We start from the raw sequence: 18,339 nt of genomic DNA on the forward strand, positions 1-18,339 counted from the left end.
TCTCGGTGCTCACGTCGAGGCCGTCGGGGCGTCCGTCGCGGGTCACCCCGATGTCCTTCGGGACCAATCGTGCGTCGGGGTTGTTCGGGTCGACCACGTCGAAGAAGCGGAAGATGCCGTGGCGGTAGAGCGGGAAGTCCACGCGGAGGGTCTCGGTGGCGCGCAGCGTGCCGTCGCGGGCGACGTCGAACTGGGCCTGGTAGTCGGTGATGGTGGCACTCTCGGTGCCCGACGCGGCGTCGTCGCTGGAGGCGAACACCACCGGGGTGAACATCGCGGCGAGTGCCACGATGAACCCGACCAGCACCAACACCGCACGCCTCATGGCGCGGAGCCTACTGTGCCGAGGTGTTCATCCGCTCCATCTCGAGCGCGAACTCGGTGGCCATGCGCTCGGCGAGGGCGTTCGCCGCCGACAGCGGCCGCACCATGACGGTGAACTCCTCGATGAGGCCGTCGGCGTTCGTGTGCAGGATGTCGCACCCGTTCACGCTGCGGCCGTTGATCTCGGCCTCGAAGATGAGGACGTGGTCGTCGCCGTCGTCGATCTGCCGCACGTAGCGGAAGTCCTCGAACACCCGGAACACCGCACGCAGGATCCCTGCGGTCACCGGGCGACCGGAGTAGGGCTTGAACGCGACCGGCGACCGGAAGACGACGTCCTCGGCCAGCAATCGCTCCATGGCCTCGTGGTCGGCGGTCTCCACAGCGTCTCGAAATGCCTGCACGTCTGCTCCCTGCGTCGCGTAAAGGTGGTGAGTGAACGTCTTACCGGAATTCTATGCTCAGGTCCATAGCTCGTGAGCGAAAGGCACGCATGCCCGACTCCCCCGCACCTCTGCACGGATACCTCAGCGACAACGCCGCCGGCGGGGCTCCGGAGATCCTGGCCGCGGTCACCGCGGCGTCGTCGGGACTCGCGGCTCCCTATGGCAACGACGAGCACTCGCGAGCGCTGGTCGCGAAGGTCGCCGACGTGTTCGAGCGGCCGGCCGATGTGTTCGCCGTCGGCACCGGGTCGGCCGCGAACGGCATCGCCATCGCCGCGCTCACGCCGCCCTGGGGGTCGGTGCTCGGTCATCGCACCGCCCACATCGACACCGACGAGGCCGGAGCGCCGGAGTTCTTCGCCGACGGCGCGAAGATCGTGGGGCTCGACGGCGCGGATTCGCGCATCGACCCCGACGCCCTGCGCGCTGCGGTGGCTCGCCGACGCGGTGACGTCCACAGCGTGCAGCCCAGCGTCCTGAGCATCACCCAGGCCACCGAATCGGGCAGCGTCTACGGCCTCGACGAGATCCGGGAGCTGTCGCGTATCGCCCACGACGCCGGGCTGCGGGTGCACATGGACGGCGCGCGATTCGCCAATGCCCTGGTGGCACTGGACGTCACCGCGGCGGAGATGACCTGGCGCAGCGGCATCGACGTCCTGTCGTTCGGTGCCACCAAGAACGGCGCGCTCACCGCCGACGCCATCATCTCGTTCGACCCAGCCCTGCGCACCGAGTTGTCCTACCGCCACAAGCGCGGTGGTCAGCTGACCTCGAAGATGCGGTTCCAGACCGCACAGCTGCACGCGTACCTCACCGACGATCTCTGGCTGCGCAATGCGCGCCACGCCAACGCGATGGCCGCACGCCTGCGCGAGGGACTCGCGCAGGCACCGGGGGTGCGGATCCTCGGCGACCTGGCGGCGAACATCCTGTTCTGCCACTTCCCCGAGGACCTCATCGCGGGGCTGCTCGACCGCGGCTACGGCTTCTATCACGATCGCTGGGCACCGGGCACGGTCCGTCTCGTGACCTCGTTCGTCCACCGCGAGAACGACATCGACGACCTCCTCGCCGCGGTCGCCGACCTCACGCGTCGCTGACGGACCCCTCGGCGGGACCGATCAGGTCGGCGACGATCTTTCCCGAGAGCATCACGAGCGGTAGCCCGCCACCGGGATGCGAGGAGCCTCCGACGAGGTAGAGCCCGGGTATGCGGGATTCGTTGCCCGGGCGCAGGAACGCCGCGCGGGGTCCGTTCGACGACGATCCGTAGATCGAGCCCCCCGGGGTCAGGGTGCGGCGTTCGAGTTCGGCCGGTGAGAGGATCTCGCGCCAGCGAACTCGCGAGCGCACGTCGACGCCGCGGTCGGCCATGATCTCGAGGATCCGGTCCGCGTAGTCCTCGGCCAGACCGGGTGCATCCCAGTCCATCCCGGCATCGGGGTCGTGTCGCGGCGCGTTGACGAGAACGAACCACGCACCGGCGTCCGGCCCGGGGACGATCGCGGGATCGTTCGGTGCGCTGATGTAGACCGTGGGTCGCTCGACCGGCCGGAGTCCGCCGTTGCGGCCGAAGAGGGCGTCGAACTCGGCGTCGTAGTCCTCGGTGAACAGGATCTGGTGGTGCGGTTGATCGGCGGGCGGATCGTCGACCGCGAGCAGCAGCACGAACCCGGAGAACGAGGGTGTCGGTGTCCGGACACGTTTCGCCATCCGAGTCGCCGTCGGCGTGCGGATGAGCGTGCCGTAGACGGTCCGGGCGTCGGCGTTGGCGACCACGGTGTCGGCGGAGATCCGGCGCCCGTCGGCGAGGCTGATCCCGTCGACGCGTCCCGAGGGGTCGGTGGTGATGGCGGTGACCTCGGTGTCGAACTCGATACGTCCCCCGAGCGCGTCGAGCCGCTCCTGCAGTGCCGTGGCGATGCGACCCAATCCGCCTGCCACATACCACGATCCGTAGGCCTGCTCCGACCACGGCACGGTCGCCAGCGCCGCTGGGGCGCGTCGGGGATCGGATCCGGTGTAGGTGGCATAGCGATCGAGCAGCATGCGCAGCCGCTCGTCGTCGAGGTACCGACGACCCAGTCCGCGCATCGACCGCAGCGGCGAGATCGCGGCCAGTGCCGACAACGGCGGGGGCGGTCGCCGACGCATCGCCGAGATGGTCAGCGGCGACTCGAGGAACATCTCCCGCGAGAGATCCCACATGCGTTCGGCGCGTCGTAGGAACGCCGACCATTCGGCACCGCGGCCGGCGCCGAGTGCTGCATCGATGGCCGCCGGGATCTGCGCGAGCTCACCCGGCATGTCGAGGACGGTGCCGTCGGGGAAGCGGTACTGCGCGGCGGTGTCGAGGCGCTGGAGATCGAGGACGTCGTACACCGACACCCCCGTCGCGGCGAACAGGTCGGAGAGGATGTCGGGGAGGGTCACCAGCGACGGCCCGGTGTCGAAGACGAACCCGTCACGCTCGATCACGCCGAGCTTGCCGCCCGCGGTCGGTGCCTGCTCGAACACCGTGACCCGATGCCCGGCCGCGGCCAGGCGCGCAGCGGCGGCGAGACCGCCCACGCCGGCGCCTATGACGACGATCTCGGTCACTCGCAGCACTCCACCCCCTCCATGGTGCCATCCCACGGGGATGGCACCCGGTCAGGCGGGTCGGTCGATCCGTTCGGCGGCCTGGTCTGCCCAGGCCTCGGCCAGGGTGTCTCGGCGTGTGTCGTGCCCCTGGATACCCACCACGCGCCACCCGTCGCCGAGCCGGGCGATCTCGAAGTGGACTGCGAGTCGCTGGATCTCGAACTCGTCGGCGCGACGTCGCGACCAGATCGCCTCGATCGCAGCTCCCGAGGGGCTGTAGACGGTGACCTTCCGGTCGGGCACCACGGTGTGGTGGTAGTCGTTCTCGCGCAGAGGGCGGTGGGTCTCGGCGAGAAACGCCGACACGTCGGCCTCGGTACGGCACCAGAACGATGTCCCCGAGACGCTCACGTGCATCGGCGTGCCCCAGAAGCGGTGGATGAACGCAGGATCGGCGTCGCCCTGTGCGGCAGCCACCCACTGCGGGAAGTACTCCTCGAAGAACCAGGCGACGACCTCCGCCTCGACCGATCCGGGGTTCCGTCGCGTGGTTTCGCTCATCGCCCCAGTCAAGTGGCAGAGCACTTTCGGCACAATGCCCGTCGACCGGCCGGCCGTCCAGAATCGGACTCCCCGCATGGTGAACCCGAACAACCGGGTGGTGGATCACTCGCTGAGCAGTGCGGCCTCCGCCAGCGCGACCCACGAGCCCAGGTGCGGATCGTCGGCCGGATCGCGTCGCTCTATCGCGTAGGTGAGCGCGACACCGCGCATGCTGGTGTTGAGCACCTCGCGCACCATCGGGTAGTCGGAATGGGCTGCGAGATCGTCGCCGAAGAAGGTGTCGGTCGACGCGCGCACCATCGCGCCCATCGCGCGTTCCTCCGGGAGCAGGGCCTCGCGCAATCCCTCATGCGACCGCGCGGCCACCCACAGTTCCACCGACGCCCAGAAATACGGTTGCGCGTACGTCGCCCACATCGTGGCGACGGCTTCGGCGATCCGGTCTCGCGGATCGTCCGGCCAGTCGGTGCGCGAGCCGAGATCCGCGACCCGCTCGGCCGCGAGATGATGGACCGCGGCGACGAGCAACTCGTCACGTGAGGGGAAATGGTGCAGCAGCCCGCCGCGTGAGATACCCGCCTCCTTCTGGATCCGCAGGGTGGTGGCGTGGGCGTACCCCTCGTCGACGAGTACGCGGACCGCGGCGTCGAGGATCCGACGCTTGGCCTGTCGGCTGCGTTCCTGCTCGGGGCGGGTGCTGGTGGTCATCGCCACCACTATCTCAGCCGGTGACGTCGCGCCCGATGAGGTTGCGCGCGATCACCCACTGCTGCAACTCGTTCGCACCCTCGAAGATCTCGAGGATCTTCGCATCGCGATAGAGCTCCTCGAGGCGCACCGACTCCCCCGTCTCGGCGATCTGACGGGCGAACCCGAAGCCGCCGTGGATCTGCAACGAGTCACGGACGGTGTCGACGGCGACCCGCGTGCCGTAGGCCTTGGCCATCGCCGCCTCGGGTTCGGCGGCCCGGTCGCCGAGGTCGAGACGCATGGCCGCCTTCTGGTAGAGCGAACGCGCACATTCGATCTCGGTGGCGCGCTGGGCGAGGGTGAACTGCCAGTGCTGCATCCGCCCGAGCGGCCCTCCGAACACCTGTCGCGTACGCAGTCGGTGCACCGCGAGATCGAGCGCCGCCTGCGCCACACCGACACCGGCGGCGCCGATGCCGATCCTCCCGCGTGTGAGGCACGACAGCGCCACCGACAGGCCACCGCCCGGTGTGCCGAGCAGATGCTCACGGGGCACCACCACGTTGTCGAGGACGATGTCGGCGGTGATCTGCCCCCGGTGGCCCATCTTGAGGTCCGGCGCACCGACGCGCACACCGTCGGCGGTGAGGTCGATGAGCAGCATGTTCATCCGCTGACCCGTCTTCACCAGCACCGCAGCCCATTTCGCGACGACACTGTTGGTGATCCACCGTTTGCGGCCGTTCACCACGAATCCGGTGTCGGTCTCGGTGGCGACGGTCTGCAAGGTCTCGGTCGACAGGTCGCTGCTCGCGTCGGGTTCGGTGGTGGCGAACGAGAACGCCTGTTCGCCCGAGATCAACCGCGGCAACAGCGCAGACTGCATGTACTCGGTCGCGAAACTCAGCGCCTGGGGTACGAGGATGCACTGTCCGTCGTAGACGCCGGCCATCGACGACGAGTGATAGGCGATCTCCTCGGTCACCGTGCACGTGCCGAGCATGCGGTGGTGTAGTCCGCGTCCGAGGGGACCGTCGAAGGGCACCGCGAACATGCCGGCGTCGGCGAGGCCTCCGAAAGCATCCCACGGGAAGTTCTCGACCGATTCCTCCTGCGAGCCGATCCGTCGCGCGACAGGGGCGACGGTCGCCTCGACGGCGCGACGCGCGTCTGCTCGCAGCTCGGCGATCTCGGCGGGCAACCAGATGTCGTGCGACATGGTGTCCTGCGTGCGCGGGACCTTGTGGATGGTGAGCGTGCTCGTCATGGCCCTGCTCGATTCGATCGGGGTCGGCTGTCCGCACCACAGAAGCACCGATCCACCAAACAGTCAACACTGACTGTTTATCCAGAAGGCGAAAGACATCGCCGACGACCGTGACCGAATGGGAAGCGTCGCGATCCGCGCGAGATTTGCGGAGAGAGACGACCAGATACGAAGTAAAAGAGTGGAGCTAGGGAGAATCGAACTCCCGACCTTCTCGATGCGAACGAGACGCGCTACCAACTGCGCTATAGCCCCTGGTACAACTCGACAACTCTAGCAAAGGGTGGCGGCCCGGAAAAAACGCGAGGTCAGAGGCCGTCGAAGCGAGCGACCATGGCCTTCGGGGCACGCGTGCGCCACGCGTCGGTCAGCAGGTCGAACACGACCGCCGGGTCGGCCTCGGCGAGGGTCACCGCGACCGCGCACGGCTTCGCACCCCACATCACCGTTGTGCACCAGTCGAATTCGGCGACGGCCTCGTCGATCTGGTCCTCCGCCACCATGATCCGCACAACGGTGTCGTCGGGCGCGGTGGCGAGCACGTTCTTCCGGAAACGGACGGCACCCATCCCGTGGTGATCACCGACGGTGACCTCCGGGAGTTCGACGGCGCGGGCGCACAACGACTCCCAGCTCAGGGTCACTGCCCGACGACTCGCTGCAGATCGGAGTCCTCGCGCATCACGCGACGACGCTGGAAGGGCGGGAGGTGTTCGAAGACGGGGTGCTCGTCGTCGATCTCCAGCACGACGGCACCGGGGCGGCGCAGGTGCAGCGGGATCTCGTCGTCGAGCGGACCTCCGGCGTCATCGTGGTCGCGCACACCCGGTCGCATCTGCCGGCCGGCCCGCGCAGCGCGCGCCGCCCGCTGCCGGCGGATCCGCTCCTCGACGCGCACCGCACGCCGCAGGAAGGCCATGTAGCCGACGAGCAACGCCACGCCGACGCCGGTGACCGCCCAGCCGATCCCCCCGAGGAACACACCGACACCGATGCTCGCGACGGCCAGCACCGCGAGGACCATCACCACACGCTGGCGGGAGCGGTACCGGGTCTCGCTGCGACGGGAATCTTTGTCGGCGTCGTATCCCCCACGACCGCGACGGGTCAGGGGTTCGGCGACGACCTCGTACTCGGCGTCGTCGTACTCGTCGACCTCGGCATCGGACTCGTCGATCTCGTCCGCCTCGTCGGCGACACCCTCGTTCTCGCTGTCGTCGGCGACGTCATCGGTCTCAGCGGTGACGGTGGCCTCGGCGTCGGTGGTGATCGTGGCGTCCGTCGACACGGCGTCATCGCCCTCGACCGACTCGGCGTCCTCGATCACGTCGTCGGCCGCGACCTCGGCACGCGCATCGGCGTGATCGTCGGCGTCGTTGAGCAGTTCGCCGCGCTTGCGGTACTCGCGCGCCGGGGCGACCCACTCGGCGTCGTGCGGGTGGCGACCGCTGGCGACCTTGCTGGTGGCGCGGGCCATGGCCCGTCCGCCGCGGTTGATGACGCGCGTCGCCAAGGTCGCCTCGGTGGTCTTGCGCACCTCGGGACGTCCCTTGATGACCATCGGGACCAGCACGAACAGCCAGATCGCCACCAGACACACCCACAGAACCGAATTCGGCATGATCGGGGCTCTCCTCTCCGTGCGAACCGCTCGCGACACGTCACCGCAACCACATCAGTCACAGGCTCGGTCCCAGGCTAAGGCGACACGGGGCCGGACCAGCGCAGACGCGCCGACGACACGGCGACTTCGGGACTGGGGAGTTCGAGGGGAGAGACCTCAGGAGGGGAACGCGGCGCGACCGCTGCGCACGAGCGCCTCGGCGGCGCTGGACGAGATCTCCTCGACGGTGAGGGCGAACAGCAGGTGATCGCGCCATCCGCGGTCGACGTCCATGTACCGCTCGAGCAGGCCCTCGGTGCGGAACCCCACCTTGGTCAGCACCGCCCGCGACGCGGCGTTCGTCGGCTGCACGGTCGCCTCGAGACGGTGCAGTCCGACGGCACCGAAGCAGTGGTCGACACCGAGAGCGACCGCGGCGGTCGCGACCCCCTGGTTGGCGAGGGCGTTGTCGATCCAGTAGCCGATCCATGCGTTGCGCAGCGCGCCCCGCTGGATGTTGCCGACGGTGAGCTGGCCGGCGAACTGACCGTCGACCTCGATCACCAACGGCAGCATCGCCCCGGCTTTCGCCTCGCGGCGGAGAACCGAGTGCAGTGCCGGCCACGAGGTGATGTGGTGGCGGTCGGCCCAGTCGCCCTGTCCGGTGGGTTCCCACGGCATGAGCGTGTTCTGGTTCGCGATGCGCAGATTGCTCCAGGGGCGGGCGTCGCGCATCCGCACCCCGCGTAGGGTCACCGCGCCGGCACGGGTGATCAGCGGACCCAACTCAGCAGGCCACCCGGGGTGCGAGGCACCGCTGCCACCGGTCAACCGTCGGATCACAGGGGGAACTGTATTACCCGCGCTGGGCGAGGAAGGCGACATCCACCTCGTCGCCGGTGCGCACCTCGTCGACGTCGGCGTCGACCATCACCAGACAGTTCGCCTCGGCCAACCCGGCCAACAGATGTGACGACCCGCTCTCCGAGGTGCCGATGACCTGCACGAGGTACTCGCCGGTCTGCTCGTCGCGCATCAGCTGGCCCCGCAGATATCCCTTGCGGCCCTGCACCGAGGCGATCGGACCGACCGTGCGGGCGCGTATCACCCGGCGCATCGGTTTGCGCTTGCCGAGCGCGATGCGGACCAGGGGGCGCACCATCACCTCGAACGCCACCAGCGCGCTCACCGGGTTCGACGGCAACAGGAACGTCGGGACCTCGTCGCGTCCGAGCTGGCCGAACCCCTGCACCGACGCCGGATGCATCGCGATCCGGCCGACGTCGATGTCGCCGAGGGGCCGCAGCGCATCGCGGATGTTGTCCGACGCGGTTCCGCCGAGCGGGGCGCAGATCACCACGATCTCCGAGCGGATGAGCTGGCCCTCCACCACATCTCGCAGCTGCGATGCCTCGCGGCTCGCGATGCCGACCCGGTTGACGTCGGCACCGGCGTCGCGGGCGGCGGCGGCCAACGAGTAGCTGTTGACGTCGAAGACCTGTCCTGCGCCGGGGGTCCGGTCGATGTCGACGAGTTCGCCGCCGACCGAGATCACCGACAGGCGCGGGCGCGGATGCACCAGCACGCGCGTACGGCCCACGGCGGCAAGCAATCCCACCTGCGCGGCACCGATGATGGTGCCCGCGCGGACGGCGACGTCGCCGGGCTGCACGTCGTCGCCGACCCGACGCACATAGTCGCCGCTCTCGACGGCGTGTCCGACCTTCACCTTCGACAGGCCACCGTCGGTCCACCGCAACGGCAGCACCGCGTCGGCGAGGGTCGGCAGTGGCGCACCGGTCTCCACGCGCACGGCCTGTCGGGGCTGCAGCCGGGTGGGGGTGCGGGCACCGGCGGCGACCTCACCGACCACGGGCAACACCACCACGACGTGCTCGCCGGGAGCCTCGGAATCGTCGGACGCGACGACCCCCGCCTCGGCCACGTCGACACTGCGCACGGCGTACCCGTCGATGGCCGCCTGATCGAACCCGGGCAACGGGTTCTCGGTGACCACCTCTTCGGCGCACAACAGACCCTGGGCCTCGGAAATGGCCACACGTACCGGACGCGGCGCCACGGCAGCCGCCGTGACCCGGGTCAATTGATCTTCGACCGACCGCATCTCGCCTCCTGACGTCGTTTGACGTTAACCGGTCGGAGGCACCAAACCCGTGCGCGACGCGGTGTGGTGGCCGGGTCGGCGGTGATCGGTCAGTCCTGCTGGAGTCGCCATTCGAGGAACTCACGCAGGTCGGGACCGTAGTCGTCGCGGTCGAGTGCGAAGTCGACCGCCGCCTTGAGGTAGCCGCCCGGGTTGCCCAGGTCGTGTCGGGTGCCGTGGTGGATCACCACGTGCACCGGGTGGCCCTCGGCGATGAGCAGGGCGATCGCGTCGGTGAGCTGCAGTTCGCCGCCGGCGCCGGGCTCGATGCGCCGCAGCGCGTCGAAGATCGCGCGGTCGAGGATGTAGCGACCCGCCGCCGCGAGGTTGCTCGGGGCGTCGGCCGCGTCGGGCTTCTCCACCATCCCCTTGAGGCGCATCACGTTCGGGTTGTGGGCGTCGGGGAGCTCCTCGACGTCGAACACGCCGTAGGCGCTGATCTTCTCCGGCGGGACCTCGATGGCGCACAGCACCGTGCCGCCGCGCCGCGCGCGGGTACGGGCCATCACCTCGAGCACACCACCGGGCAGCACCAGGTCGTCGGGCAGCAGCACCGCCACGGCGTCCTCGTCGTCGGCGAGCAGCGGCTCGACACAACCCACGGCGTGGCCCAGACCCAGCGGCTTGTCCTGGACGACGGAGGCGACCTCCATCAGCGACGGTGCGTTGCGGACCTTCGCCAGCATCGCGTTCTTGCCGCGCTTCTCCAGCGTCGACTCGAGCACCAGGTCCTCGACGAAGTGTGCGACGACGCCGTCTTTCCCGGGCGAGGTCACGATCAGGAGTCGTTGCGCCCCGGCCGATTTGGCCTCCTCGGCGACCAGTTCGATCCCGGGGGTGTCGACCACCGGCAACAGTTCCTTGGGGACGGTCTTCGTCGCCGGGAGGAACCGTGTGCCGAGCCCGGCGGCGGGCACGATGGCCGTCCGCGGGAGCGGTGGTGTGTTCGGTACCGACTCGTACTCGACCCCTTGGGATCCCATTCCCTGCCCTTCCGTCGCGCGTGAACGCGTCCGCTTCGTCGTACCCGTGGCTCGTGCCCGTGTGGCGTGCACGCAACCGTATGTTCCCGAACTGACGACCTACTGTGAATCTAACGGGTGGATGATGAACGTGAGGGGTGGAACCCATGGGCGGTGCGGTTGTTCACATGATCGGGTGGTCGGACATCGTGCGGGTACCGAGCCGGTGACCGACACCGTCGCCGATGCCAAGAGGGCCCTGCGCAGCAGGTTGGTGACCGCGCGCACCGAGCGCGACCCCGACGTGCGCGCCGCCGACGGCGAGGCGCTCGCGCGGTGGCTCGACGCGACGCCGGTGCCGCTTCATACCGGCGACACCGTGGGCGCCTACGTCTCGATCGGTACCGAACCCGACACCTCCGCCCTGCTGTCAGCGCTGGCCGATCGGGGGCTTCGCGTACTGGTGCCCGTGACCGCCGACGGCCCGGCGACCGCGCTGACCTGGGCGCAGTACACCAGCCGTGCGGATCTCGCGCCGGGTCGGTTCGGCCTGCGCGAGCCCACCGGCGAGCGCCTCTCGGCCGATGCGATCGACACGGCAACGCTGGTCTTCGTGCCCGCGCTGGCCGTCGACCGGGCGGGGACGCGGCTCGGTCGGGGCGCGGGGTACTACGACCGATCGCTGACGACCACGACCGCGGAGCTCGTCGCCGTGGTCCACGACGCCGAACTCCTCGCGGAGGTGCCCGGCGACGGTCACGACGTCCCGATGGGGTGGGCGCTGACGCCGCACGCGGGCTTCACCCGTCTGACCCGCCCCGGCGCAGTTGGCACTCAAGCGCGGCGAGTGCCAGACCAGCGCTAGAATGAGGGCCGGCTCGCGGCGCGAGCACCCACGCTCTCGAACTCGTTCGACTATCTCACCCTCGGAGGTACCCGGTGCCGACCTACTCGTACGCCTGCACGCAGTGCGACAACAAATTCGACATCGTCCAGTCGTTCACCGACGACTCACTCACCGAGTGCCCCGTGTGCGGCGGCCGGCTGCGCAAGCTGTTCAACTCGGTCGGCATCGTGTTCAAGGGCAGCGGTTTCTACCGCACCGACAGTCGATCGGGATCGACCGCGTCGGAGAGCGCGAGCAGCGACTCCTCGAGCTCGGATTCCTCGAAGTCCGATACGTCGAGCACGAAGGACACCAAGAAGGACTCGAGCTCCACGCCGTCGACCAGCACGTCGGGCGGTTCGGGGTCGAGCAGCTCCGGTTCGGGCAAGGGCTCGGACTCGACCTCCTCGGCCGCCGCGTCCTGATCGGTCCACAGGTACGGGCGCTCCCCAGGGGGTGACCGCACCGGGTCGCCGCGGGCGGCCCGCGGACATAGCGTCGCCGCCATGGCCGACCGCACCCGTCTGTCCCCCACCCTCAACGACCGCCTGCGTACCGCCGTGCGGCCCGGATGGATCCGCACGCTGGCCGTACGCCGTGTCGCGGCGATCGTGCTGCTCACCGCGTCGATCGTGATGGCCGTGGTGGCCCACCGGGGCGAGCAGCTCTCGACGGTGTTGGTCGCCGCGCACGATCTCACCCCCGGCTCGATCCTGGTGGCCGGCGACCTCGTGGACGCGCAGGTAGCTCCGGGATCGGTCCCCGACGGCGCCCTGCGGATGGACCGTGACGGCGTCGGCCGCACGGTCACGGGCCCGGTACGCGGCGGGGAGATCCTCACCGACTGGCGACTGCTGTCGGCGAGACTGCCCGCACAACTCGTCGGCGACCCCGACGCACGCCTGGTGCCCATCCGCCTCGCCGACGACGCCGTCATCGATCTGCTGCGCTCCGGCGACGTGGTCGACGTCCTCACCGAATCGGCGGACACCGACGCGCCCGGCCAGGGACGAGGCGGGCCGGCCGAAGGCCGCGTACTGGTGCGGGGTGCGGTGGTGGCGGTGGTGCCCGCGCACGACTCCCGCGATCGTGGGGGTCGGGCACCGGTGGTGATGCTGGCGATGCCCGAACGCGACGCCCACGCCGTCGCGGGCACCGCCCTGGCGGCGCCGGTGACCGTCGTTTTCCACTGATCGTCTCCGCACATCCGCACGAGTGCGGGGTCGGGTGGCTACGATTTGCCCACACGCGATGTGACCGGGGCAAGATCACATCGCACACCGGAGCGAGGAGACATCGACATGGTCAAGGGTTTCAAGGAATTCCTGTTGCGCGGCAACGTGATCGATCTGGCGGTCGCGGTCGTCGTCGGCGCGGCGTTCAGCGCGATCGTCAAGGCGTTCACCGACAGCATCATCCAGCCGCTCATCAACTCGGTCGGGGGCACCGACCAGGCCCAGGGCCTGGGCTTCCTGATCCGCAACGGGCAGGAGAACACCTTCGTCGACTTCGGCACCCTCATCACCGCTGCGCTGAACTTCATCATCATCGCCGCGGTCGTCTATTTCGTGATCGTGATGCCGTTCGAGAAGCTGAAGGCGTTGCGCGCCAAGCAGGGCGACGATGCCGCTGCTCTCACCGAGGCCGAACTGCTCACCGAGATCCGCGATCTGATCGCCCAGCAGGGTTCCGGCACCACCTCGCCGCCGCCCAAGCACGAGCAGTAGGGCCCGAGCACGAGCGCTGATCACGGCCGATCAATGCGAGACGGGCTTCTCGACGCCGACGCCGGTCAACGAGCGCACCTCCATCTCGGCCTGGCGAGCGGCGTTCTCGCGTCGACGGCCACCGACGTAGGTACCGATCACGGCGAGCAGGAAGCCGGCCGGGATGGACACGATGCCCGGGTTCGACATCGGGAAGAGGTCGAAGTTCGCGTCGGGGAACATCGACGTCGGCTTACCGGAGACCGCAGGCGAGATCACGATGAGTCCGATGCAGGTGATCAGACCGCCGTAGATGCTGAACAGCGCCCCGGTGGTGTTGAAACGCTTCCAGAAGAGCGAGAACAGCAGTGTCGGCAGGTTGGCCGACGCGGCGACGGCGAACGCCAGTGCCACGAGGAACGCAATGTTCTGACCCATCGCGAGGATGCCGAGGACGATGGCGACGACACCGATCACCACCACCGTGATCCGCGAGACACGCACCTGCTGCTCCTCGGTGGCCGTGCCACGCTTGATGACGCTGGCGTAGATGTCGTGGGCGAACGACGCCGACGCGGTGATGGCGAGTCCGGCGACGACGGCGAGGATGGTCGCGAAGGCGACCGCCGAGATCACCGCCAGGAAGATGGTCCCGCCGAGTTCGAACGCCAACAGCGGCGCCGCGGCGTTCTCCTTGCCCGGGGCGGCCTGGATGACGTCGGGTCCGACCATGCGGGCGGCACCGTAGCCGAGGACCAGCGTGAACAGGTAGAACGCACCGATCAGACCGATGGCCCAGGTGACCGAGCGTCGGGCCTCCTTGGCCGTGGGCACGGTGTAGAAGCGCATCAGCACATGGGGAAGTCCGGCGGTGCCCAGCACGAGGGCGATGCCGAGCGAGATGAAGTCGAGCCGCGACATCGCGCTGATGCCGTACTTGGCGCCCGGCGCGAGGATGTCCTTGCTCGAGTTGGCCTGCGCGTCGGCGAGCAGAGTCGAGAAGTTGCCCTTCACCGCGACGAGCACGAGAACGAACATGATGCCGGCACCGAGGATGAGCAGGACGGCCTTGACCATCTGCACGTAGGTGGTGCCCTTCATGCCGCCGATGAGCACGTAGGCGATCATCAGCAGTCCGACGACCGCGACCACGACGCCCTGCCCGAACTTGCCGTCGATGTTGAGGAGCAGCGACACGAGTCCGCCGGCACCGGCCATCTGCGCGAGCAGATAGAACAGCGACACGGCCAGGGTCGACAGCGCGGCGGCCATGCGCACCGGCCGCTCGGACAGACGGAAGCTCAACACGTCGGCCATGGTGAAGCGGCCGGTGTTGCGCAACAGTTCGGCGACGAGCAGCAGGGCGACCAGCCAGGCGACGAGGAAGCCGATGGAGTAGAGGAAACCGTCGTAGCCGTACACCGCGATGGCGCCGGCGATGCCGAGGAACGATGCGGCCGAGAGGTAGTCGCCGGCGATCGCGAACCCGTTCTGCGGCCCCGAGAACTGCCCGCCCCCGGTGTAGAAGTCCGAGGCCTTCTTCGTGGTGCGGCTCGCGCGGATCACGATGGTCATCGTGACCACCACGAACGCGACGAAGATGGCGATGTTCAGCGCGGGGTTGCCGACCGATGCGCCCGCTGCGGCGAGAGTGCTCATGCGGCAGGTCCTTCCAGCTCGTCACGGATGGCCGCGGCCCGCGGGTCGAGCTCGCGGTTGGCGAAGCGCACGTAGATCGCGGTGATCACGAACGTCGACACGAACTGCCCGAGGCCTAGGATGATGCCGAGGTTGACGTTGCCGAACACCTTGGTGGCCATGAAGTCCGCGGCGTACGTCGCCAGCAGCACGTAGACCGCGTACCAGGCGAGGAAGAACCCGGTGATCGGGAAGACGAACGTGCGCAGACGCCGCCGCAGCTCCTGGAACTCGGGGGTGGCCTGCATGTCGACGAAGGCCTGCGCGTCCGGGGTGCGCCGCGGCGCACCCTGGGCGTCGGACCCGTGGGGTTCGAGATCTGCTGCTGTCATGCGCAGACGGTAGCGAGACCCAGGTCACATCCGTGGGCTGTGGGCACGGTCACACGGCGAGGGGTCAGGCTGTGCGACGAACGGTCGCCCGGGCGCGACGAACGGCGGTTCGGTCACCCCTCGCCCGGCGACCCGTCACGCAGTCCGATCTCACGGTCGCGGCCGACTCCGAGTCGTTCGGGGGCGTGCAATCGGGTGAAGATGCGACCGACATCGGCGGGGATGCGGGTCGGCGTTGCACGGGACACCACGATCATGGTGGCGAACGCGAGTGGGACGCTCAGCGCCGCGGGGTACCCCGCCAGCACCGACGGCCACCCGCCGGCCACAGTGTCGTCGAATCCGCCGAACGTGGTGGCGACGACGGCCGCGCCGGCCACCGACGCACCGACGAGGAGCCCGCTCACCGCCCCGACCGCGGTGAGTCCGCGCCACCAGATGCCCAGCACCAGAAGTGGGCAGAGGGTCGATGCCGCGACGGCGAACACCAGACCGACCGTGCGCGACAGGTCGACCGACGTGACGCCGACGGCCATCAGTACCGGGACCACCCCGGCCACGACCGACGCGACACGGAAGTCGCGCACACGACCGCCCAACACGTCGGTGCTCACCACCCCCGCGACGCTGACGAGCAGACCCGACGACGTCGCGAGGAACGCCGCGATGGCGCCCGCGGCGACGAGCGCCGCGAGCAGCTGACCGCCGATCCCCGACAGCACCGATCCCGGCAGCAGCAGCACCGCGGCGTCTGAGGTGCCGGTGATGAGCAGTTGCGGGACGTAGAGTCGCGCGAACGCGCCGAGCACCGTCGGGAACAGGTAGAACGCCGCGAGCAGACCGACGACCGCCATCGAGGTCGCCCGCGCCGAGCGGCCGTCGCGGTTGGTGTAGAACCGCACCAGCACATGCGGTAAACCCATGGTGCCCAGGAAGATCCCGATGATGAGCGAGTACACCTGGAACAGCGGATGTGGTCCGCCGAACCCCCAGCCCGGCCGCATCCAGTCATCGTGGGTGGTGGGCGCACCGGCCACCACCGGGACCGGCGATCCGGCGGCGAGATCGAGCGAGGTACCCGCCGACACCTCGTGTTCGCCGGGCTGCAGACGCAGCGGCCCGGCGACCTCGGCGCCGTCGATGCGGCCGTCGGCGTCGAGCAACAGGGGCGTCGAGACGCTGACGCGGACGTCGGTGGTGACGTCGACCGTGGTCGCCGTGGTCACCACCGGCGGCGCCGCGGAGCCCAGATCTCCCGGTCGTCGGTCGTCGGCGTAGAAGTGGATCGCGAGCACCAGTGCCGGGATCGCGATGGCGGTCATCTTGAGCCAGTACTGGAACGCCTGCACGAAGGTGATAGAGCGCATGCCGCCACCGACGACGTTCGCGATGACGATGAGCCCGACCACGGTCGCCCCGATCCACGGCGGCACCCCGAGCAGGATGTCGAGGGTGAGGCCGGCGCCCTGCAGCTGCGGCACGAGGTAGAGCACACAGATCAACACCACCGACGCCGTGGCGACCGAGCGCAGCCGTCGTGAACCGAGTCGGAACTCGGCGAAGTCGGGGACGGTGTAAGCACCGGAACGGCGCAGGGGCGCCGCGACGAACAGGAGCAGACCGACGTAGCCCGCGGTGAATCCCACGGGATACCACAGCGCGTCGGCGCCGTACTTGGCGATCAGGCCCGCCACACCGAGAAACGATGCCGCCGAGAGGTATTCACCCGAGATGGCCGCGGCGTTCCACCGTGACCCGACGCTGCGGGAGGCGACCAGGAAGTCGCTGGTGGTCCGGGCGAGGCGCACGCCGTAGGCGCCGATGGCGACGGTCGCCACGGCGGCGGCGATCAGCGCGATCGCCGTCGCGACCGGGACGGTGTGTCCGGCGATGGTGGTCATCTCCTCAGTCGTCGACGAGGTCGACGAACTCCTGCTCGTTGCGGTCGGCGCGACGGACGTAGAACCGGCACACACCGAACAACACCGGGTACACGGCCACACCCAGGATCAGCCAGGGCAGCCCGATGCCGGCGACGCTGATGTCGGCGATCGACGGGACGAGCAGGAACAGGACCGGCAGCGCGACCAGTGCCGTCGCGGCCACGCCCCCGACGCGCAGGGCGAGCCCGAGTTGCGCGCGGATCAGTCCGCGGACGAACGCGTCGCCGATCTCGGTCTGCTCCTGCACCTCGACCCGACTGCGGACCCGTCGGGCACCCCGGCGCTGCGCGAGGACGACCCGCTCTCGCGGCGGCGGGCGTCGATCACGCGGGGTGGTCACCGCGGCCCCGGCGAGCGGCCGCCGACGAGTCGGTCCTTGAGGTCGCGCGTGTGTCGTCGGCTGACCGGGAGTTCGACACCCGGCGCGTCGCCGACGGGTCGCAGGCAGACCACGGTCTGCGAACCGGCGGTGCGGATGCCCGTCACCGACGGCAGGTGCACGAGATACGAGCGGTGGACGCGGACGAATCCGGCGTGCTCCCAGCGGCTCTCGAGTGTCGACAACGGTGTGCGCACGAGGTGGGCGTCGCGATCGGTGTGCAGGCGGGCGTAGTCGCCGACGGCTTCCACCCACCGCACGTCCGACCGCGGCACCAGGGTGGTGACGCCGGCGATCTCCACCGCCAGCACCTCGTCGGCGTCGCGTGCGTGCTCCGGACCGGGCGTGGCCGAGGGCGCTGCGCGATGGTCGACGACCCGCCGGACGGCCTCGGCGAGACGTTCGGCGCGCAGCGGTTTGAGCAGGTAGTCGACCGCACCGAGGTCGAAGGCCCGCACCGCGCGGTCGTCGTGTGCGGTCACGAACACCACCGACGGCGGATCGGCGAACGCGCCGAGCACCCGGGCGAGTTCGAGGCCGTCGAGTCCCGGCATGTTGATGTCGAGGAACACCGCGTCGATGGGTGTCGGGGAGTCGGTGATGAGCCGCAGCGCCGTCGTGGCGTCGGAGGCGGTCAGCACCGTCGTCACCGGATCGGTCTGCATCAGCGCGAATTCGAGTTCGTCGAGCGCGGGGAGTTCGTCGTCGACGGCGAGAACGGTCAGGCCACGACGCGGTGGCGGTGCGGCGAACTCGGGGATCTGGGTCACGACGGGAGCCATGCTGCCA

The 18,339-nt window shown here is 69.4% G+C and carries 21 protein-coding genes and 1 tRNA gene; 5 read left to right on the top strand and 17 right to left on the bottom strand.

From position 1 onward, the window contains the following. Positions 1-325, bottom strand: a 325-nt coding sequence (locus tag TU34_RS16340; RefSeq protein WP_150116573.1) for a DUF2207 domain-containing protein, incomplete at its 3' end; no start/stop codon positions are given. 10 nt (positions 326-335) lie between these two features. Then, positions 336-728, bottom strand: coding sequence for a nuclear transport factor 2 family protein (locus TU34_RS16345; RefSeq protein WP_082080368.1), 393 nt, complete (start codon positions 726-728; stop codon positions 336-338). 89 nt (positions 729-817) lie between these two features. Here TU34_RS16345 and TU34_RS16350 point away from each other — a divergent pair, with 89 nt between their 5' ends. After that, complete coding sequence (locus TU34_RS16350) at positions 818-1,873, top strand: threonine aldolase family protein (RefSeq protein WP_045823973.1); 1,056 nt, start codon at positions 818-820, stop codon at positions 1,871-1,873. Here the strand turns inward: TU34_RS16350 and TU34_RS16355 are convergent. The 10 genes from TU34_RS16355 to TU34_RS16400 all read right to left on the bottom strand — a co-directional run bounded on the left by TU34_RS16355 (position 1,860) and on the right by TU34_RS16400 (position 10,627). Continuing rightward, positions 1,860-3,374: a phytoene desaturase family protein gene (locus TU34_RS16355; protein ID WP_045823974.1), complete on the bottom strand. Its 1,515-nt coding sequence runs from the start codon at positions 3,372-3,374 to the stop codon at positions 1,860-1,862. The genes TU34_RS16350 and TU34_RS16355 overlap by 14 nt on opposite strands. A gap of 51 nt (positions 3,375-3,425) precedes the next feature. After that, a complete protein-coding gene (locus TU34_RS16360; protein WP_045823975.1) occupies positions 3,426-3,917 on the bottom strand; it encodes a DUF6841 family protein in 492 nt (163 codons plus the stop codon). A 105-nt stretch (positions 3,918-4,022) separates the two neighbouring features. Further along, positions 4,023-4,628: a TetR/AcrR family transcriptional regulator gene (locus tag TU34_RS16365; RefSeq protein WP_045824062.1), complete on the bottom strand. Its 606-nt coding sequence runs from the start codon at positions 4,626-4,628 to the stop codon at positions 4,023-4,025. A gap of 13 nt (positions 4,629-4,641) precedes the next feature. Further along, positions 4,642-5,877, bottom strand: a complete 1,236-nt coding sequence (locus TU34_RS16370; RefSeq protein ID WP_045823976.1) for an acyl-CoA dehydrogenase family protein — start codon at positions 5,875-5,877, stop codon at positions 4,642-4,644. A 182-nt stretch (positions 5,878-6,059) separates the two neighbouring features. After that, a tRNA-Ala gene (locus TU34_RS16375) sits at positions 6,060-6,132 on the bottom strand. Between the two features lie 53 nt (positions 6,133-6,185). Further along, the gene (locus TU34_RS16380) at positions 6,186-6,521 is read right to left on the bottom strand and encodes an MmcQ/YjbR family DNA-binding protein (RefSeq protein ID WP_045823977.1); all 336 of its coding nucleotides are present in this window, start codon (positions 6,519-6,521) and stop codon (positions 6,186-6,188) included. After that, positions 6,518-7,498: a divisome protein SepX/GlpR gene (gene sepX / locus TU34_RS16385; protein WP_045823978.1), complete on the bottom strand. Its 981-nt coding sequence runs from the start codon at positions 7,496-7,498 to the stop codon at positions 6,518-6,520. Before sepX ends, TU34_RS16380 begins: the two co-directional genes overlap by 4 nt. Positions 7,499-7,657: 159 nt before the next feature. Beyond that, entirely contained in the window at positions 7,658-8,323 is a 666-nt protein-coding gene (locus TU34_RS16390; protein WP_408068705.1) for a GNAT family N-acetyltransferase, read from the bottom strand. Positions 8,324-8,336: 13 nt separating this feature from the next. Next, entirely contained in the window at positions 8,337-9,605 is a 1,269-nt protein-coding gene (glp, locus tag TU34_RS16395) for a molybdotransferase-like divisome protein Glp (RefSeq protein ID WP_045823979.1), read from the bottom strand. Positions 9,606-9,694: 89 nt separating this feature from the next. Next, a complete protein-coding gene (locus TU34_RS16400; RefSeq protein ID WP_045823980.1) occupies positions 9,695-10,627 on the bottom strand; it encodes a UTP--glucose-1-phosphate uridylyltransferase in 933 nt (310 codons plus the stop codon). A 205-nt stretch (positions 10,628-10,832) separates the two neighbouring features. Between TU34_RS16400 and TU34_RS23105 the strand changes: the two genes are divergently transcribed. The 4 genes from TU34_RS23105 (at position 10,833) to mscL (ending at position 13,219) form a co-directional block, all read left to right on the top strand. Continuing rightward, on the top strand, positions 10,833-11,471 hold the full coding sequence (locus TU34_RS23105; protein WP_065973626.1) for a 5-formyltetrahydrofolate cyclo-ligase: 639 nt from the start codon (positions 10,833-10,835) through the stop codon (positions 11,469-11,471). A gap of 74 nt (positions 11,472-11,545) precedes the next feature. Next, positions 11,546-11,917, top strand: a complete 372-nt coding sequence (locus TU34_RS16410; protein WP_045823981.1) for an FmdB family zinc ribbon protein — start codon at positions 11,546-11,548, stop codon at positions 11,915-11,917. A gap of 81 nt (positions 11,918-11,998) precedes the next feature. Further along, positions 11,999-12,685: an SAF domain-containing protein gene (locus TU34_RS16415; protein ID WP_045823982.1), complete on the top strand. Its 687-nt coding sequence runs from the start codon at positions 11,999-12,001 to the stop codon at positions 12,683-12,685. Between the two features lie 108 nt (positions 12,686-12,793). Continuing rightward, the gene (mscL, locus tag TU34_RS16420; RefSeq protein WP_045823983.1) at positions 12,794-13,219 is read left to right on the top strand and encodes a large-conductance mechanosensitive channel protein MscL; all 426 of its coding nucleotides are present in this window, start codon (positions 12,794-12,796) and stop codon (positions 13,217-13,219) included. A gap of 30 nt (positions 13,220-13,249) precedes the next feature. Here the strand turns inward: mscL and TU34_RS16425 are convergent, their stop codons facing one another. The 5 genes from TU34_RS16425 to TU34_RS16445 form a co-directional block, all read right to left on the bottom strand. After that, positions 13,250-14,857, bottom strand: coding sequence for a solute symporter family protein (locus tag TU34_RS16425; protein ID WP_045823984.1), 1,608 nt, complete (start codon positions 14,855-14,857; stop codon positions 13,250-13,252). Further along, entirely contained in the window at positions 14,854-15,228 is a 375-nt protein-coding gene (locus TU34_RS16430; RefSeq protein ID WP_045823985.1) for a DUF485 domain-containing protein, read from the bottom strand. Before TU34_RS16430 ends, TU34_RS16425 begins: the two co-directional genes overlap by 4 nt. A gap of 113 nt (positions 15,229-15,341) precedes the next feature. Then, positions 15,342-17,129 (bottom strand): sodium/solute symporter, encoded by a 1,788-nt coding sequence (locus TU34_RS16435; protein ID WP_045823986.1) that lies wholly within the window; start codon positions 17,127-17,129, stop codon positions 15,342-15,344. A gap of 4 nt (positions 17,130-17,133) precedes the next feature. After that, positions 17,134-17,511 carry a membrane protein gene (locus TU34_RS16440; RefSeq protein ID WP_045823987.1) on the bottom strand — a complete coding sequence of 126 codons (378 nt, stop codon included), beginning with the start codon at positions 17,509-17,511 and terminating at the stop codon, positions 17,134-17,136. Next, positions 17,508-18,332: a LytR/AlgR family response regulator transcription factor gene (locus tag TU34_RS16445; protein ID WP_045823988.1), complete on the bottom strand. Its 825-nt coding sequence runs from the start codon at positions 18,330-18,332 to the stop codon at positions 17,508-17,510. Before TU34_RS16445 ends, TU34_RS16440 begins: the two co-directional genes overlap by 4 nt. Positions 18,333-18,339: the final 7 nt, after the last annotated feature.

This window comes from Williamsia herbipolensis (genome assembly GCF_000964005.1).
GTDB classification, from domain to species: domain Bacteria; phylum Actinomycetota; class Actinomycetes; order Mycobacteriales; family Mycobacteriaceae; genus Williamsia_A; species Williamsia_A herbipolensis.